The following is a 17,841-nucleotide window of genomic DNA, read 5'->3' as shown; positions in this document are numbered from 1 at the left end:
CTGTTTATCCCTCCGAAATTTTCATTTTTAATTCCTCTATACAACTTGGTAAATGAAGTCGGACGACGACTTTAACCCCTTCTTCAAAGTACACATCGCTTCCATTTGCAACTAACATCCATATCGATATCCCCATCTTGCGTATGAAAAGTAACTCACAACTTCGTCCTTGAATCTTTGAGTAATGATTCTCTAATACATCTAATAAAAGTTTTCCCTCTTCTAAACTCACGTCTCCTGTTTGAAGAAGTTTTTCAAGTACATACATTTGTAATAGTTGTGCAAACGAAAATGCTCCCTGTTCTCCTTTTTGTTCTATATAAAAACGAAACGTCGTTAACGAAACAATGTTACGTTTTGTGAATTCCTCTTTACTGAGAGTAATTGCCGCAGGATTAGGAGAAAACATACTCGCTAATTCATCCAATGATAAATCATCTTTCATATTTTTAATTTTTTCTATTCTTGATAGTATTTTTTCTTTCGGAAAAAACGTTTCTTGCCCTGTAAACGTCGATTTTCGAATGAACCATTCTTCAGGAATTAATTTTTTTCTCTTCCATCGGTAAAGCTGTCCATAAGAAATCCCTGTTAATTCTAATAATTCTTTTTTCGAAATTAACTCTTGTTCCATTTTTGAACACCCCCTTCACGATAAAAATGTAACATAACAATGTTACGTTGTAAATAAAAAAATACAAACAGGAACTCCATTGTGTGCAAAATTCCCATTTGTATTATATTCTCACTATATGAGAAAACCGCGATTTGCGTATTTAGTGTGGTTTCAAAATCAAAAAACCAAAACGAATCGCATGTTCGATTTCGTCCGTAAACGCTTTGAAAAATACATCTCTTATAAGAGGATCTTGAGTTAATAAATAACTATTTCGGTATTCCTCATAAGCTTCTAATTCATCTTTATAGGCTATTTTAAGACCTTCTTCATAAGAGTGAAACGTTGTTTTTTCTACATTGTAAACAGGCTGTTGACCTGTAAGATTGATGTAAAGTTCGGTAAACTGCTTTAAATGAATTTTTTCATCTTCTAACGCATGGCGAATATCGTTTTGATGCTGTGCATTTGGTGCCAATCGAATTAGTCGAGTGTAAAAATCAATCGCTGCCGCTTCGGACTTGATTGCGTCAAGTATAGCCCGAAAAACTCTTTGCGACTTTCCCCCATGATTTCTTTCCAAAAAGCTATTTTGTTGTACGCTATAATAAGTAGAATAAGGATTATATCCGTATATTTGATGATAATGGTACAACCTTCTCCCCCTCCTTCTTGTCAATATCCGTCAGTTTATGCTATGAATCACATTAAAATAGGTGTACGTCCATATGAATGAACGTCTTACGCCTAATCAAGTGTTACCAATTTAAAAATAAAGCGCAAAACCTTGGTATAATAAGGGTTTAGCGCTTATATGTTTACCTCTTCTGTTTCATTAACGACTGTCGTATCTTAACAGAATAATTGATTTTGCACTGAATTCCAGCAATTTTGTTAACTCAAACGCTAAAAAAACCATACATCTTCATGATTTTTTAACGCTCCCGGTGCGGTCATTTGGTGGACACATAATCAAGTCGAATGACTCCTCCTTCTTTTTATTTGGATTCATCCATCTCTCTGACTGATAAAACAGCGTATCAAATGAACAAAAAAGAGCCTTCTCAAAACAATCAGGCTCAGCTTGCCAATAAAAGTTATCCCCGCAGGATAACTAAGATGTCCGATAATCCATCTGAATTCGAATTTTTTCTTTAGCTTCGTAGCCTGCAAGTTTTTCGCATAGATATAATCCTAAATCAATTGATGAAGAAACACCTCTTGCTGTGATAATATTTCCTTCATCAACAATTCTTTGATCCAAAACAGTGCAATATTTTTTTAGATCGTTAAAAGCATTCGGATGTGTAGTTGCTGTTTTCCCTTCCAAAAATCCTGCACTTCCAAGAAGCAGAGCCCCCGTACAAACGGAAGCTTTTAATTTGCAAGATTCCGACGTTTTAAGCCATTGAATAAAATCATTATCCTCAACCAACTTCCTAGTACCAAATCCACCTGGAACAATAATGATATCATAATTTTGGAGGGATTGTCCCACTTTTGTAGGCGTAAAACGCAGACCCGTACCATCTTTTACTTCTTCAGAATATGAACAGACATCCCACTCTAAGTCTGGTATAAAACCCATTGTTTTTAGTCTAGTTACTGAGTCATAGACACCAACAAAATCTAAAGCCGTTACCCCTTCAAAAATAATAAAAGACACCTTCATCTTCTTCTCCACCTTTTGTTACACTGTCGTTCATTGAATTAAGAAAACCAGCAATATCTTCAATGAAACCCTTTAAATAAAAAAACGCCGCCCCGATCGGAGTAAAACGTATGATCTGCTTCACGGGGTTCGTCATTTAAAAATCTCAACATAAATTTTGGCTCTTTTCGCAAGTGAAACCACAAACTAAATCCATCAATAAATATAAAAAATTTTTAGGCTTTATTATTCGTTAACCATTCTACAATGCCATCGAATAAATTTAATGAATAAGGAGTTTTCCAATCTGAACGATAAGATATATTCTCCATAATTGCCTCAACATTGTTATCAACACTTTCGGCCTCAATCAGTTGAACATAATTTGGTACAATATTGTTTAGAGATTCATAATATCGTTGATGCGATGCCGCAATTCCTAAATGTTTTTCAAAATTACCTCTTTTGCGAGATATATCATTTTCTTTACGATGTCTCAAATTTTCGTGATTAGTAAAAAGGTAAAAATATTTATCAGGAAACCCGATTTTCTTTTCAAGAATTTTTTTCGATAAAAATCTGCAAGGAACTCCAAACTTTGATTAAATACTTGAAAATCAAAGCACCAATTATAACTAAGCGGCTGAAAAATATCTCCATCAAAAATCACTATATCGTGTATAATGAGTTTTTCTTGAGCAATCTGCCAACGTTCAACTTGACGTTCAACATACCAAGTCCGGCTCTCGACTTTGGGTCGTTCAAATAAAAAATTCACCTCCGGAATAATGTAAGCATGGTATCTCTTTTCAATTTCGCTACACGTTGTTGTTTTTCCGACTGCACTTGCACCTTCTAAGCAAATCAAGGGCATAAAAAACACCTCCTATTTATTTTATTCTTTTTGATATACACACCCCCTTCTTCCACTAACACTCCGCTCATTAATGTAATATCGCAAATCACGATTTAAGGAAGAAAACAGACAATCTTTTCATGCATCGGATACATCAACATCCACTTTAACAACCAATCCGTTTCACTCGTTCATGCCTGTCATACCCAACATCTCCTTTTATAGAAAAATAAGAACGCCGCTCTTATGAGTGACGCCTAACCAGTCTATGGACAATATCATCGTTAAAGCAAGGGGCCTTCCGAATCCTGATAAAAACCTACCACTATTTCTTAACCTGCAAACCATGCTTTTCTTTTACCTCTTCTAACAATAAAGTTCCAAATTTGATTTACATTAGTACTAGCCCAATATATCCGTTAAAAAGACGTTCATCCATTGGACATTCCAGTCTCAAATACTTTTCGATACCTCTTTCCTTGGTATCTTTTAAACTATTTTCTGTCTTCAAAATTCAAGCATAGATGCAAGGTTTTTCTAAATGCTGCAAACACGCTATAACAAGTAATAAACATCGATTGATTTAAAGTAGAATTAAGTTCCCTTCACCTCGAGTATCTTATATTGCTTCATCCACTAGAAACGTTTTTTGAATGTTCCATTATTACTTGATGTTTCATTTTTGGCTTACAAAATTATTGAAATAATTCTATATCTTCCTCCTTCACAAGGATATCTAAGTATTTCCGGATAATTATGAAAATCATAAGCTTTATTCAATGTGAATTGTTTCAATTTATAGGTAATCCGCTCCCCCTATTATTACTGTATTTAACAAATTACATAAAAAATGAATTACACACTTCATAATTTTATGTATAATAATTCATAAAAAACAAAAATTACTTAATTTTTGTCAATACGGATGGTGAGTTGAATTGGAAGAATTAAAAGATAGTGAATTTAAAAAGGTATTACCGTTAGTAAGCAACCATGCACAGACTTGTCCAACATTTTGTTACTCTGTCTTGAATTGTATTATCCCAGGAGTTGTGTATGTAGATAACTCAGAATGTCCGAAATCAGTGTTAGTCGGAACAAAGTCTGGTATTTATTTTATTGTTGGCGATGAAACTAACAATAACTTTAATCATTCACTCCAAGCGTTTTATATAAATAAAGTACAGGAAAAGAAAGCTCGATTTACTTTATTTTCGTCCGCTAAAAAATGGGATAAAGTAATCAATAAATTATTTGAAGACGAAACAATACAAATGAAAAGATACTCATTTGCTTTTAGTCCGAATCAATATTCTTTTGAACAATTACAAATTCCCAAAGAGTTTACTGTAACAAGAATAGACGAAAATACGATCAAAAATAGCTTTGAATTTACTCATACCTACTATGAAGAATACTGGGGATCCGTATCAAATTTTCTTGCAAATGGTTTTGGGTATTGTGTTTTACATAACGAAAGAGTTGTGAGTGAATGCACATCGATATTTGTTGGTAATACAATAGCTGAAATTGATATTGCAACCCGCAAAGAATATAGGGGGAATGGTTTAGCTTCTATTTCTGCTAAGGCATTTATTGATCATTGCTTAAAAAATGATTTTATTCCAAGATGGGACTGTGACGTTAATAACCTAGCCTCAATAAAGTTAGCAAAAAAATTAGGGTTCGATACCCCTACCGAATACTCGATATTTGTTAGAAGAATGTAGTTCTCTCATTCACCGTCCAACAAACGAAAGAAATAATGAAGAAGAATGCTAAAAAAAGACCGATTAAATCGGTCTTTTTTCGGTGATCTAAAAATCGACACTGAAATGTAACAGACGCCTTACCAGCCAATATCCTTTAGATCTTAGATTTCGCCATGGCTCGGCCCATTGAACTCGATTGAGACAGATGTGTTTTAATGCAATTTTTATTAATTAATGGTTAAATATAACCGAATGTTTGGCGGAGTATGTGGTTCCGATCTCTTCTAAATGGTATCGTTCAGCACCCTTCCGCAAAATGTTGTAAGACATACTTCGGCCGATTGCTTTATTACATCCGTTACCACTTTTGATGAGATATTCTTCATCACCTTTTCCTTCTGCTATATACCATTTGAGTTACCGCTTTAATTGAAGGGCATTTAAAAGCCTTCTATATAAGCGTGTATAACATGTAAAAATTGCGAATATCTAAGTTCTATCTAAAATAAGCGAGAAGACACCCACTTATAATGTGCAGGGGAGGATTACAATGAAAGTAGGAGTAGTTCAATGGTAGTTTTGTTAGTAATTTAGGAAAAAGACACATCAATGAATATCTCTTTTCTTAAAACGTCCGCCACGTACTTCAGCCATATCTGCTATAGCTAAAAAAGCATTCGGATCATTTTCCTCGACAATTTCTTTAAGTTTTGCTTCCTCAAGACGAGTAATTACACAAAATATCACTTTTTTATCGTCACCAGAGAATGCACCTTCTCCGCTCAAATATGTAACACCGCGCCCTAATCGGTTCATAATGGCGTTCCCAATGGTTTCAGGGCTATCACTAATAATCCATGCCGATTTTGATTCATCTAATCCTTTAATGACAACATCAATCGTTTTAAAAGCGATCACATAGGCTAAAATTGAATACATCGCTCTATCCCAAGTAAAGACAAACCCGGCAGCACCAAGAATAAAAATATTAAAAAACATAATGATCTCGCCAACGGAAAAAGGGAGTTTTTTGTTCATGAGTATAGCGAGTATTTCAGTGCCATCCAAAGCGCCACCATAACGAATGACGAGACCTACTCCTATTCCGAGAATCATTCCCCCAAAAATGGTAGCTAATAAAATGTCTTCTGTGAAGGCGGGAACAGGATGAAACAGAGAGGTAAAAATGGATAAAACGGTAATCCCAAACAATGTGGAAACAGCAAAAGTTTTTCCAATTTGCTTATATCCCATAAAAAAGAACGGAAGGTTTAAAAGAAAAATAAAAATTCCAAGACGCAAACCCGTAATATGCGAAAGCATAATTGAAATGCCTGTTATTCCCCCATCAATAACCTTATTAGGGACTAAAAAGATTTCCAGCCCTACTGCCATTAGAACAGCACCGATAAAAATGGCAGTTGCCCTTTTAACGATTTTAGCTTTAGATAAGCGTTGATGTTGAATCTGTACCTTGCTCAGTTCAGTCAATTGTGTTCCTCCTTTTTATAGAATAATTCTGTACATTTTATTATAGCAAAAATTTATTATGATGTTAAAAATGTTGCACATGCGATTCTCATCGCTTCCTTTTTGTACATTTATTCCCGCTACCGCGCTTTCACTGGGAATTTCCAGCGTCTCTTCCATTTCTACAGTTAATTCAACAGGTGATTCGCAAAATCCCAATTATGTTTATAATCGCTTCGACAAGATGATTGAAAAGACAGAGGTAAGGAAAATTCGTTTCAACGATTATTCTTCAGTCGGTGGAATACCCGAAAATCGTTTCTAAACGTCTTGGCCATTCATCTATCGAGATGACCGTGGACATCTATCCTCTCGTGACTCCTGATATGCAGCTACAATAGTACAATCATGTTGAAAGAGCACTAAGAACTTCACGAAGTCAAGCGGTGTGATCAAAATATGGTCAAATCACAAAGAATAAAGCGCAAAGTCTTAGGATAATAAGATTTTTGTGCCTATATGTTTAACATCATCCGCTTGATTAACAACTTTCGCATTTTATTTTGCGCTGAATTCAAGCAATTTAACTAACTCAAACATTGTACATCTTCATTATTGTTTATCATATGTGTGGTCAGTTCGGTAGTCACGTGCTCAAAAAAACAGGAGTCCTACTCTTCCCTTCTTTTTCCTAAAAAATTTTACTCATCTCTTTCAAGATTTTCATTTGGCTTTAAAGTTCATCGTAACTCCAAAATATTGAGATGCCATTGTAAAACAAATAAATGCACACAGCTCACTTATTTCCTGATCACTAAATTTCTTTTTTATTCAAAAAGACAGGAAAAACCCGGTCATAGGCATCTTTCCGTTCCTTACTATGCGGCCGTTGATGGGGGAACCCAGTATAATTCCTGCTTATTTAGAACTATAAATGAGAAATATAATTGTCTGAATTGATGTATCAAAATAATGTTTCTAAAAGAGGATTGATTTCGTGATTCATTACATGTTCCGTAACTAAATTAAAAATCATGATAGTATTCTCTCCTTGGTTTTGGTCACTGTATATAATTTACAAGGCGGCGGGCTTTTATGGGCATGATTCATACGTTATGTGTTTGGCAACACGTTCTTATTTGCAGAGAAGTTACATTTTTTGAAAAAGGTAATTATAAAAAGTTGACTTCAAAGCAATAATCGGAATATATTATTATTATCATTATCGATAATAATAATAAAGGGGAATTTCAAATGATTGAACAATCTATTTCTTTTGAAAGCAGTGGTAACGTATTAAGAGGGACGCTATCAATGTTAAATGAAAAAAAACAAAAATATCCTGCTGTTTTGATTCTTTCTGGATCAGGTCCGTTGAACCGAGATGGTAACGATGCAAAAGGAAAGTTACAATTGAATTTGTATAAGCAATTAGCATCATTTATCACTTCATTAGGTTTTATTACTTTACGCTATGATAAAAGAGGAATTGGCGAGAGTGAGGGAGATTATTTTTCAGCAGGAATGTGGGATCTCGTCCATGATGCAAAAAGCGCTGTCCAATTTTTAAAAAACCATCCATCAGTGGACGATCAGCGAATTATTGTTTTAGGTCATAGTGAAGGAACCACGCTTGCAGTAGCATTAAACACAATCGAGCGAATACATGGACTTATTTTGTTATCTGGTGCAGGGGAACGGTTACAAGAAGCGTTATTAAGACAAAGAAAACTCGCTTACCAAGCATTAAACAATCTAAAAGGGATTAAGGGAAAGCTTATGCGAATGTTAAATATTGAACAAAAAAATGAGAAAAAGGCAGAAGCACTTTTTAATAAAATATTGCAAACAGATAAAGATGTCATAAAAGTTCAATTCCGGAAAATCAATGCAAAATGGTTTCGGGAGCATTTACAGTATGATGTTCTTCAAGATCTCGAAAAAGTAGAATGTTCAACTTTAGCGATTACAGGGGATAAAGACATCCAAGCGAATCCAGAAAAATTAAATAGACTGCCGAAATTAGTGAAGGGAGATTTAGAGTATTATACAATAAAAAATATGGATCATGGGCTAAAGAAACAAGAGGATGAAGTCAATATTTTAAAAATAAAAAAGATATATAAGGAAAACGCGAGTAAACCATTACATGATGAGCTGTGTTTTTATTTACAAAAATGGTTAAATGACCATTACAAAAGTGAACAATCGTCACTTATTGAATAAAAAACGATGAGGTGCTTTATATGAAAGAAACAAAAGCAGATCTTATTTTACATCCAATTCGAATCCGGATCATTCAATCACTTATTGGTGGGAAACGTCTAACTGTGCAAGAGATGATGGAATTTCTCCCAGAAGTTCCACAAGCCTCTTTATATCGTCATTTAAAAAAACTAGAAGAAGCAGAATTGATTAAAATCGTTGAAAAAAGAAAAATACGGGGAACGATTGAAAAAGTTTATGCTTTGCCAAATGAGTCAAGTGGATTGACAAACGAAGATTTGCAGTCATTGAGTCGTGAAGAACATATGAACATATTTATGAGATTTATCGCAAATATTTTAGCAGATTATGAAAGATATTTAAGCCGAGAGGAAATCGATTTAGTAAAGGATGGAGTGGGCTTTCGGCAAGCCCGATTTTATGCAAGTGATGAAGAGTTTTTCCAGTTTGCTAAAACCGTTAGTGAGGCGATGAAAAAGTTAATGAATAACAAACCATCGCCACAACGCAAAAAAAGAATTTTCACTTCGATTACCATGCCAGAATCAGAAGAAAGAGTAAAATATTAATAATTTAGGTTCTTTTCCAAATATAGCAGTGGATAAAATACACCAAAAATCCACTCTTTTTTTAGGCAAGTGCTCATGAAGCACTTGCCTTCTTCGTATGAAAGGACAGATGTTCTAAGTTACATTTCAGAAATAGTTAGCAAAAGGTTTGAAGCAAAGAAAGATCTTATCTTCAATTTGAAAAATGAATATTTTTGAGCATCTTCTTGAAGAGGGCTTCATCTTTGATTAAGAGTCAGCGTTGTGGGAATTTGAGGTGAATGACGGTGTTTAATTTATCGTCTATCCTAATCGGCTCCGAACATGCAGGACCACTCATTTCGCCGATAAGTTCAAACATGGGCTTACCTCCTAAATAATACTACGCAAAAAAGAAAAACCCCTGCCAAACAGCAGAGATTTAATTAAACGCCAAATTGTTCAATCTCTTTCATAAGTTGTTCCGTACCCTTCTACCCGCCTGCGCACAAAAATTCCTACTTTTTCAAGGGGGAACAGATGAAAGAAGTCGTTGCCATTACTTTCATCTTACTTGCAGTAACACTCTTTCTTATGTGAATACCGCAGTTTATTTAAAATCAAAAACTTCAAATTCTGTTTTATATGCTTGAGACTTGTGTTTTTTCATAATGTCTGCTTAAAAGATTCGGTGCTGTTAAGTAAACGAGCCCGTTTCCTTCCAATGCTTTCGGAAAGCCCAGCGGCATTGTACGTTTGATTAATTGAGCATAGAGCTCAGGCTCTGTAAGATTTCGTTCAAATTCTTTCTCAGATAATTGCTTGATTAAAGCCAAAGCTCCCGAAACATGAGGAGTTGCCATTGATGTACCACTAAAAACAGCGAATTTTCCGCCTGGAATAGTGGAAAGAATTTTTTCTCCTGGTGCAACAACATCAATTTCCTTATTGGAATTTGTAAATCGTGATATTTGACCATCGAGGCTGATGGCTCCAACTGAAATAACTTCATTGTAGGCTGCTGGATAAGAAAGTTCTTCCGTTCTTTCGTTTCCGTCTCCTTCATTTCCTGCTGCACATACAACTAAAATATTGTTTTCAACAGCTCTTTTGACTGCTTGATGTAATTCCGGCACATCGGAAGGGCCGCCTAATGACATGGAGATAATATCTACTTTTTGATCTATCGCGTAGTTAATTGCATTTACAATCCATTCATATTTACCAGTTGCTGACCCCGGGTTGTTTGGATCATTTGCCAGCACTTTTAAAATTAATAGTTTTGCTTCAGGGGCAACACCGACTACACCTTGATCATTTTCTGTTGCAGCGATTGTTCCAGCCACATGTGTTCCGTGACCGTTATAATCTGAATAATTATCAACATCACCGTTATCATCTGTAGTGAAGTTTCTACCGCCAATAATTCTATCTTTTAAATCAGGATGGTCTCTATCACATCCAGTATCAATGACAGCAATCACAATGTCTTTTCCTCTTATGCCTTCTTTCCAAATCTCAGGTGCTTGTACCATATTGACGCCTTCAGGGATTTCCTTTACACTCTCAAGCTTTTCTTCAATCTTAAACGGAATCAAACGAATAGTATTTTCCATACTAATCCCTCCTAAAAAATTAAATGGCTAAAACAGGTACAACTCCACCAACAATCAAAGAAAGAATCTGAACTTTCTGTAAATAAATAATATCATAAACATGTCCCATAAAATAGATTCTTTAGTCTATTTTTTGATGATTTGATTTATAAGCCAAAAGTTATACGAGTTTTATTAGAAGTCTGTAAACTACGGAGCGAAATTTCTTCCTCTTGAATCCATCATTAAATGAAAATGTCACCGAATTTTTCATTCTATCAGCTATTTTTTCTTCGATTGGATTGTGTCAAACAGGTATTCTCTCAAGTAAATAAGTTTAACTCTGCCCTTCTCTTTTAAAAAACAATTGGGTTACGTCTAAAACGTTATCTATGCCATATGACCTATTTTTTCCAATAATAGATGTTGCTTATCATCAACCTTGATAATGACGTTACGTGCAGGATTTATATATTAAATATCTATGGAATTACTTAATATAGAAGGTTTAACATTGTAGACTGCTGTGTGTTTTTTATCTTAACTATGAGGAATTGAAACTCATCATACCTATTCCAACCAGTTTCTAGCGCAGTCAAGTTCTTAATCTTGACTATAAGGATTCAAAGCTTCTCATTCGCATCTGCATAAGCAGCAAGAATAAAAGCCCTTGCATAGCGGTCTTTTCACACGTTAGTTGAACAATGCTTCATTAATTGCTTTAGAGGTATAAGCATAATTTAGCCAATTTGAATTAAGCATCTCTCTATTTGCTGTAATTACTTCTACAATATCCATATCTTTTAATGCTGTATTAATTGGTTTATACTTACCGTTCACTTTCGCAAGAGACATCCTTTTTGCTAAAGAAGGATTTAAAATGAAAGCAAAATCAAGTGCTGTTGAACCTTCTGACAATAAAAAAATATCCATCTTAGGTGTAAAAACAGCAATCTCTCTTTGAAATAATTCAAATGAAGCCAAATCATAAAATTCAATTGGATTATTAGAGATTGACTTTACAGCATTGATTGAGTTTCTTAATAGCGTTGAACTTACATTCCTTATTTCTTCTTGGGATAAATCCTCTTTCAATAAGCTAAATATTCCTTTTTCATTTGAAGCCCTATCAGATTCTGTTTGTATAGTGACTTTGACCTCCATACCATTAATTATTACCTTTGTTTTAAGGTATCTTGAGAAATTGCTTTTTTCGATTGCGATGTTATCTTCAAACTGACCTTTTATCGGTTTAAACAAATTATGCAGAATTCCCAAAATAGAATAACAGTTAATCGTTGAATCGGTAACAATTTTTACACTAAATAAATCAGATAACGAATGACCTTCTTGCAAAAGAGAATAAGCCTTGTATAGAGGCATTCTATCCCAATCCACTTTAGCCACAAACGAATAACCGTTACTTTCCAAATTCTCGTTACACTCATGAAAAAGCTTTATAAAAACGTTGGTATAGCTATTTATTAGTTTTTTCATTTTTTTATATTTTGGGGGATTAAGATAACTAAATCCCAAATCCTCTAATTCATCTTGAATTTTAAGTAGACCCAATTTCTCAGCTAAAGGAGAAAATAGAATTAAAGTCTCGTTCGCATAGGGAACCTTCTTTTCAACCTTTTTCACAGCGAGAGTTCTCATGTTATGAAGTCTATCTGCAATTTTTATAATTGCAACTCTAATATCCTGTTCAGACGCTGTCAGTAGTTTTTCAAAATTAATTGCATTATATTCATCCTTCTGCAAATTACCTCTTGTTATTTTTGTTAGCCCATCTACTATTAATGAAACCTGTGGACCAAAATTCCTCTCCATATCAGATAGCGAAGTATTTGTATCTCCAACAACGTCATGTAATAATGCTGAAACGAGTGATATGATATCAGCTCTATAGTCAATTAGGATTTCACAAACAGTTAATGGACGAATGAAATATGGTTCTCCAGTCGCTCTCTTTTGTCCTTGATGAGCTTCTTCCGCAAAGCTAATTGCTCTTTTTAACAACTCAATATGACTTTCAGATAAGTAATTGGATTTTTTTAAGTATCCTCTCCTTAATTATATCAACCAACTGCATCCCTCCCAGTTTTTCGATAATTATAACAACTAAGATATAATTTTCCAACACACATTTACATTTTTATCCTACCCTTCTAACCGTTAGCTGAACAAGAAAATCAACAGCATTCTTTAACACAGCCAAATAATAAAAACATCCATGAGTAATTTTACTCCCCACCCATGCATGAAAATCCATCATTCCTTCCCATAATGGATATGAACGCAAACAGTTTTGAAAGACGTTCTCTTTAATGGTGGTTCGACCCTGTAATAAAAACTGTTTGAGTCCATTTGGTGTTCCACCCATTGTCAGCCCTTTTCGTGTGAAAAGGTGACTACGAACAGAAAAATGCCTAACGTGCAAATGGACTCCCTGTTTGCGAATTTATGGATGGAAGGAGTAAGTATCATGGATGTTCTTTATCATCGTTGTGCGGGATTAGATGTCCATGCCGAAACAATTGTCGTTTGTACGCTTCTTGGAGAAGAAGAACACATTCAAAAGGAAATCGAAACATTCCCTACTTTCACGAAAGACTTGTTTCGTCTTCTGAAATGGTTAGAGGATCGTGGTGTCACTCATATCGCTATGGAGAGTACGGGCGTTTATTGGAAACCTGTGTTCAATATTTTGGAAGATTACTTTGACATTACACTTGCCAACGCTCGTCGAATCAAAAATGTACCGGGGAGAAAAACCGATGTTTCCGATGCAGAATGGATCGCCAAATTGTTGCGTTACGGATTGATTGAGAAGAGTTTCGTCCCTCCTGAGAACATTCGAGAATTACGGGATTTAACTCGCTTACGCAAAAAATGGATCGGGCAGTTAACCGCGGAGAAAAACCGCATTCAAAAAGTATTGGAATGTTCCAATATCAAGTTAAGTTCCGTGATTTCGGATGTATTTGGTGTATCTGGGCGAAAGCTACTGGAACGTTTAATGAAACAGGGATACATCGAAGAAACCGAAGTCGATGCTTGCATTCACAGGAGTATGAAGAGGAAAAGACAACAAATTCAGGATTCTCTCTTTGGTACATTGACCAACCATCAACTGTTCATGATTCGCCAATCGTGGAAGCACATCGAATCGTTGGAAAGTTTACTTCGGGACATCGAAGAACGAATCGACCAACTCTTACAAGTATACAAACAAGAGATGGAGCTTCTTGTGACCATACCGGGGGTCAAGAAGGAGACCGCTGCCGTGATTATCGCTGAAATCGGAGTCGATATGGGACAATTTCCAACGTCTCAACACCTCGTTTCATGGGCGGGAGTCGCGCCGGGAAATCATAAAAGTGCTGGAAAACGAAAAAGTACCCGAACGACGAAGGGGAATCCGCATATCAAGTCGGCGTTATGTGAGGCGGCTTGGGCTTTGTCTCGATGTAGGAATCAACGTTTGGCAGCGAAATATTGGTCATTGGCGGCACGCAGGGGAAAGAAAAAAGCACTCGTTGCGATCGCGCACCGAATGCTTACCATCATTTACTGCATCATTTCTCGAAAAGAACCGTTTCGAGAGCAGTAAATAAATCAGTATAACCAAAAAGGTTCAGAAATATACGAGATACCTAAAAATAAGGTAGCTCTGCTTTCCTATTGCCTTTTTTTTGGTCATTAATAGGGTATCCAATTTGATTGTGGGGTATACCGCTTCAGCCATGGTTAATTGATTTTCACAGAAAAAGGGTGAAAATCAACATCCATATTTAACAAATCGGAAAATAAAAAACACCACCTTGATCGGTAGAGCAGCAAGTAATCAAATAGCATAAAGTTGTTTAATGAAGAAAAACAAAGTCGCTGAAGATTTTATACTTTGATTCACAATATTCTGTTCTTGCTAACTGAAAATTTTTGTATAATTCAAATATATAAATTTTCTAGAGGTGTGCTTATGAATATAGAAACATGGTTAACCGTTTTAAGTGTCGGTATACTCATTGTGTTATCTCCCGGCCCCCAATGGGCTATCACCATTAAAACTAGCTTATCTTCGAGAGAATGTGGTTTCTATACTGTTTTAGGAATGTGTACCGGGAGTATTGCTCATATTACATATTGCTTATTAGGAATAGGTGTGATCATTTCCCAATCGATTTTATTATTTAACGTTGTGAAATGGATTGGAGCTGTTTATTTGATTTATTTAGGATTGAAATCACTCTTTACCAAAAAACAACAGAACGATTTTCTGGATAAAATTAATAATGTTTCTAATCAATTAACTAGGTGGAAATCCTATCGTACGGGTATGCTAACAAGTTTGTTGAACCCAAAAGCGACTTTATTTTATCTGTCTTTGTTTACTCAAGTTATACAACCTGGGACTTCAATCTTTGCACAGTTGTTTTACGGTTTTTCGGTTGTAGAAATCGAAATGATATGGTATTCACTCATGGTTATTTTCCTTACCCACAATTATATCCGAAAAAGATTTATGGCGATTTCCACATGGGTGGAACGCATTTCCGGTGCCATTCTTGTCTTATTAGGAATTCGTCTTGCCATTTCAAAACCAAACAGCTAATCATTTTTTAGTTTTGAAACAACTTTTTGTTGCTGATTAAGATATTTAAACTATTTCATGGAATATTAGACCATTAATGATAAACACCGTCCGGTAATCCGAACGGTGCTTTGTATGGTTATTAAATGACTTTATTGTTACTGAACAACAGGAGCTCTGCTTCAACAAAATCTCCACGATACTATCATAATACATCTAAACAGAACTATTCTGTCACCTTTCTTCCAAAAGTCTGCCACTATTTTAAAATATTTAATCAAAAGTTTACTAAGAAGCTGTGATTGGGTGAATATTCATCAATACCACTTCGATGAACATATACTGTTTCTGAATTTACATCAACATCTGCATCTATATCTGCAAGGTCATACCTATTCACTCGCTGTGAAGAAACAGATTTTTCGATAGTCAATTGTAAACTTTTATAATTAACTCCTTTTTATTCGCCATATTTCCTTAAACCGGTTAATAAATTGATTCTTGGAATTAATATATTCATAAATAATGATCTAAATTCTTATCAAAAAGATTTGAAAGAGCATTGATCCAAATTAATTTTTCGTGTTCCAATGAACCTCCTTTTGAAACTATTGAATGTAAGATTACTCCCCATTATCAAACATGATTTACTCGAGTTTGCCAACTAAAGCTCTTATCAACAATCCAAACTATTCTAAGATTGAGCAGGAATCAGAGAAAATGGCGAAAAGTCAACAGGATTAAAGCATTCCCCATTTTCGTTCATATTCCACTCTTAATATATAATCATCCTTGTTGAACCCGTGACTGGACAAAATATCGAGCGCTTCGCCAAAATCATACGTATCCGTTTCCATTATAATTTTGTTCTTTTTTCCGTAAACAATCCAATGATCATGCGCTTCCTGTAAAAGGTCCATCATGCAGGCAATCCTCTCCAAACGAACCGATAGAAAAGCATTGAGCTCTCTGACGGAGCGGGAATTCATTTGGTGAGTATGGAGCGACTTTTTTAAAGGCATTACATGACGAGGAAAAATCTCAAAAATAAAACAAATTTTCTGCTTGCAAGTGCATTGATTCTTCTTCATCGCTTCCTCCGTAACATTCATGTTTATCTAAAGGAAAGAAGGGGCTATGAAGAGGTGCACTTTCTTCCATAGCCCCTTTCTTTCATCAGTATTATAGATTTGCCCAGTAAGAGCCCAAGAGAAGAATGGACAGAATGTATCCCAAAACCACGTTCACCGCAACCCCCGAACTGAATGCGACAAAAGGTTTCCAACCAACCGATGTCAATTGTTTGAAGCGGGTTGTCAATCCAATTGATAAAAAGCAAAAAGTAAAAGCCCATGTTCGCAATTCTTTGATCGGTGCAACAATATCCGCATTAATCACATCAGCGTTGGCTGTTGAAACGCTGGCAAGAATGATGGTCACAATGGCTGAAGCGGCAAAAAAGCCAAGCACAAACTTTGGAAACCGACGCCATATTTCAGAGGTATCTGCTTTTGTTCCTTCTTCTTTCTTTTCCCACCGAGTGATAGAAATGAATGCAAGAATAAAGCACCAAACACCAATAAATATGTCTCGTCCAACAACCTTCATGAGTGTAAACGCCGTGAGCGCTTTATCACCAAATGCACTGGCTGCCGTGATTCCTGCGGCATCGGCAAATTCCGATGTGCCGATCCACGCTCCTGCCGGTCCTGCTGGTATTTTGAGCCATTTTATCATAAGTGAGAGAGCAAAAATCATGACAATCGCCCACATCACAACAAGTGATATCGAAACAGAAACGTGCTCTTTCTTTGCTTTTATGGAGCTACCTACAGCGATCGAAGCAGAGACACCGCATATAGAACCTCCTGCACCCAATGTGGCTGCAAATCGTTTATCCAAGCCTAGCTTAGATCCGACGAAGTAGATGGTAAAGAAAGTAACCAGAGCAATAATCGTCGCCTGTAGAATAGCAACAGGTCCAGCTTTTACAATAAGCGTAAAAGGAAGTGTCGCACCAAGAAGCACAATACCTACTTTCACGTAAAATTCTGTTCGCAATGCTGCTCCAAACCAGTCGGGAATCGGAATAATATTACTAATAACAAGCCCTATAGCAAGGGCAATGAGCGGCGCTTCCAAAGTATATCGTTGCGCCCATTCCCATGAACTAAAAATATTAATCAATACACTAAGTACAAATAAAACGATAAATCCAGAAATAAATTGACTAAGTTTAACACGCAAAAAAGATACGGCAATGGAAAATAAAATTAAGAAAGTGATAAATAAAAGAACAATGGATCCAAAATTATGACTTAATGCAGTCGTTAAAGTATGAATGTCCCCCCATTTAGGAATCTGTGCAGTAAGCACTTTAATAGAATTTCCCGCTGACCAAAAGGCTACGGCCAAAATGACCAGAAAAAGACCAATCCATACAGCCCACCAATCTTCTTTTCTGATGAATTCCGCCCATCCGCTTTGAATAGTCGGCAATGCTCTTTCATCTGATAAATTCGTTTTAAGCATCCATTAACACCCCCTTATCAATTTGGAAAAGCTTTAATTTGATGTAAGGTCCATTGCAT

At 35.6% G+C, this 17,841-nt stretch carries 14 protein-coding genes and 1 pseudogene; 5 read left to right on the top strand and 10 right to left on the bottom strand.

What is annotated here, in order from left to right; all coding sequences use genetic code 11:
• Positions 1-4 precede the first annotated feature (4 nt).
• The 4 genes and pseudogenes from HNR31_RS16480 to HNR31_RS16460 form a co-directional block, all read right to left on the bottom strand.
• Positions 5-634 (bottom strand): YhbD family protein, encoded by a 630-nt coding sequence (locus HNR31_RS16480; RefSeq protein WP_181557280.1) that lies wholly within the window; start codon positions 632-634, stop codon positions 5-7.
• A 142-nt stretch (positions 635-776) separates the two neighbouring features.
• The gene (locus HNR31_RS16475) at positions 777-1,271 is read right to left on the bottom strand and encodes a ferritin family protein (RefSeq protein WP_220129582.1); all 495 of its coding nucleotides are present in this window, start codon (positions 1,269-1,271) and stop codon (positions 777-779) included.
• A 459-nt stretch (positions 1,272-1,730) separates the two neighbouring features.
• Positions 1,731-2,288: a DJ-1/PfpI family protein gene (locus tag HNR31_RS16470; protein WP_181557279.1), complete on the bottom strand. Its 558-nt coding sequence runs from the start codon at positions 2,286-2,288 to the stop codon at positions 1,731-1,733.
• 215 nt (positions 2,289-2,503) lie between these two features.
• Positions 2,504-3,141 (bottom strand): annotated as a pseudogene (locus HNR31_RS16460) (chloramphenicol acetyltransferase).
• A gap of 920 nt (positions 3,142-4,061) precedes the next feature.
• Here HNR31_RS16460 and HNR31_RS16455 point away from each other — a divergent pair.
• The gene (locus HNR31_RS16455; protein ID WP_181557277.1) at positions 4,062-4,853 is read left to right on the top strand and encodes a GNAT family N-acetyltransferase; all 792 of its coding nucleotides are present in this window, start codon (positions 4,062-4,064) and stop codon (positions 4,851-4,853) included.
• A 588-nt stretch (positions 4,854-5,441) separates the two neighbouring features.
• Here HNR31_RS16455 and HNR31_RS16450 read toward each other — a convergent pair.
• The gene (locus tag HNR31_RS16450; RefSeq protein WP_181557276.1) at positions 5,442-6,326 is read right to left on the bottom strand and encodes a YitT family protein; all 885 of its coding nucleotides are present in this window, start codon (positions 6,324-6,326) and stop codon (positions 5,442-5,444) included.
• A gap of 1,233 nt (positions 6,327-7,559) precedes the next feature.
• Here HNR31_RS16450 and HNR31_RS16445 point away from each other — a divergent pair.
• Both HNR31_RS16445 and HNR31_RS16440 read left to right on the top strand, forming a co-directional pair.
• The gene (locus HNR31_RS16445) at positions 7,560-8,531 is read left to right on the top strand and encodes an alpha/beta hydrolase (RefSeq protein ID WP_181557275.1); all 972 of its coding nucleotides are present in this window, start codon (positions 7,560-7,562) and stop codon (positions 8,529-8,531) included.
• A gap of 20 nt (positions 8,532-8,551) precedes the next feature.
• Positions 8,552-9,100, top strand: coding sequence for a helix-turn-helix domain-containing protein (locus HNR31_RS16440; RefSeq protein WP_181557274.1), 549 nt, complete (start codon positions 8,552-8,554; stop codon positions 9,098-9,100).
• A 599-nt stretch (positions 9,101-9,699) separates the two neighbouring features.
• On the opposite strand, the gene HNR31_RS16435 is transcribed toward HNR31_RS16440, so the two are convergent.
• The 3 genes from HNR31_RS16435 to HNR31_RS16425 all read right to left on the bottom strand — a co-directional run bounded on the left by HNR31_RS16435 (position 9,700) and on the right by HNR31_RS16425 (position 13,039).
• Positions 9,700-10,674, bottom strand: a complete 975-nt coding sequence (locus tag HNR31_RS16435; protein WP_181557273.1) for a S8 family peptidase — start codon at positions 10,672-10,674, stop codon at positions 9,700-9,702.
• A 672-nt stretch (positions 10,675-11,346) separates the two neighbouring features.
• Positions 11,347-12,675, bottom strand: a complete 1,329-nt coding sequence (locus HNR31_RS16430) for an HD domain-containing protein (protein WP_181557272.1) — start codon at positions 12,673-12,675, stop codon at positions 11,347-11,349.
• A 136-nt stretch (positions 12,676-12,811) separates the two neighbouring features.
• Complete coding sequence (locus HNR31_RS16425) at positions 12,812-13,039, bottom strand: hypothetical protein (RefSeq protein ID WP_181557271.1); 228 nt, start codon at positions 13,037-13,039, stop codon at positions 12,812-12,814.
• A gap of 102 nt (positions 13,040-13,141) precedes the next feature.
• On the opposite strand from HNR31_RS16425, the gene HNR31_RS16420 reads away from it, so the two are divergent.
• On the top strand, positions 13,142-14,269 hold the full coding sequence (locus HNR31_RS16420; protein ID WP_181557270.1) for an IS110 family RNA-guided transposase: 1,128 nt from the start codon (positions 13,142-13,144) through the stop codon (positions 14,267-14,269).
• 369 nt (positions 14,270-14,638) lie between these two features.
• Entirely contained in the window at positions 14,639-15,271 is a 633-nt protein-coding gene (locus HNR31_RS16415; RefSeq protein ID WP_181557269.1) for a LysE family transporter, read from the top strand.
• Positions 15,272-15,990: 719 nt separating this feature from the next.
• Here the strand turns inward: HNR31_RS16415 and HNR31_RS19010 are convergent.
• Together HNR31_RS19010 and HNR31_RS16405 are read right to left on the bottom strand one after the other, a co-directional pair.
• On the bottom strand, positions 15,991-16,173 hold the full coding sequence (locus HNR31_RS19010) for a hypothetical protein (protein ID WP_228485616.1): 183 nt from the start codon (positions 16,171-16,173) through the stop codon (positions 15,991-15,993).
• A 259-nt stretch (positions 16,174-16,432) separates the two neighbouring features.
• Entirely contained in the window at positions 16,433-17,782 is a 1,350-nt protein-coding gene (locus tag HNR31_RS16405) for a YeiH family protein (RefSeq protein ID WP_181557267.1), read from the bottom strand.
• Positions 17,783-17,841: the final 59 nt, after the last annotated feature.

Origin of the sequence: Thermaerobacillus caldiproteolyticus (genome assembly GCF_013761245.1) — a bacterium.
GTDB lineage: Bacteria > Bacillota > Bacilli > Bacillales > Anoxybacillaceae > Thermaerobacillus > Thermaerobacillus caldiproteolyticus.
The sequence above is the reverse complement of the archived record's forward strand: the minus strand, read 5'-3'. Positions and strand labels throughout refer to the sequence as shown.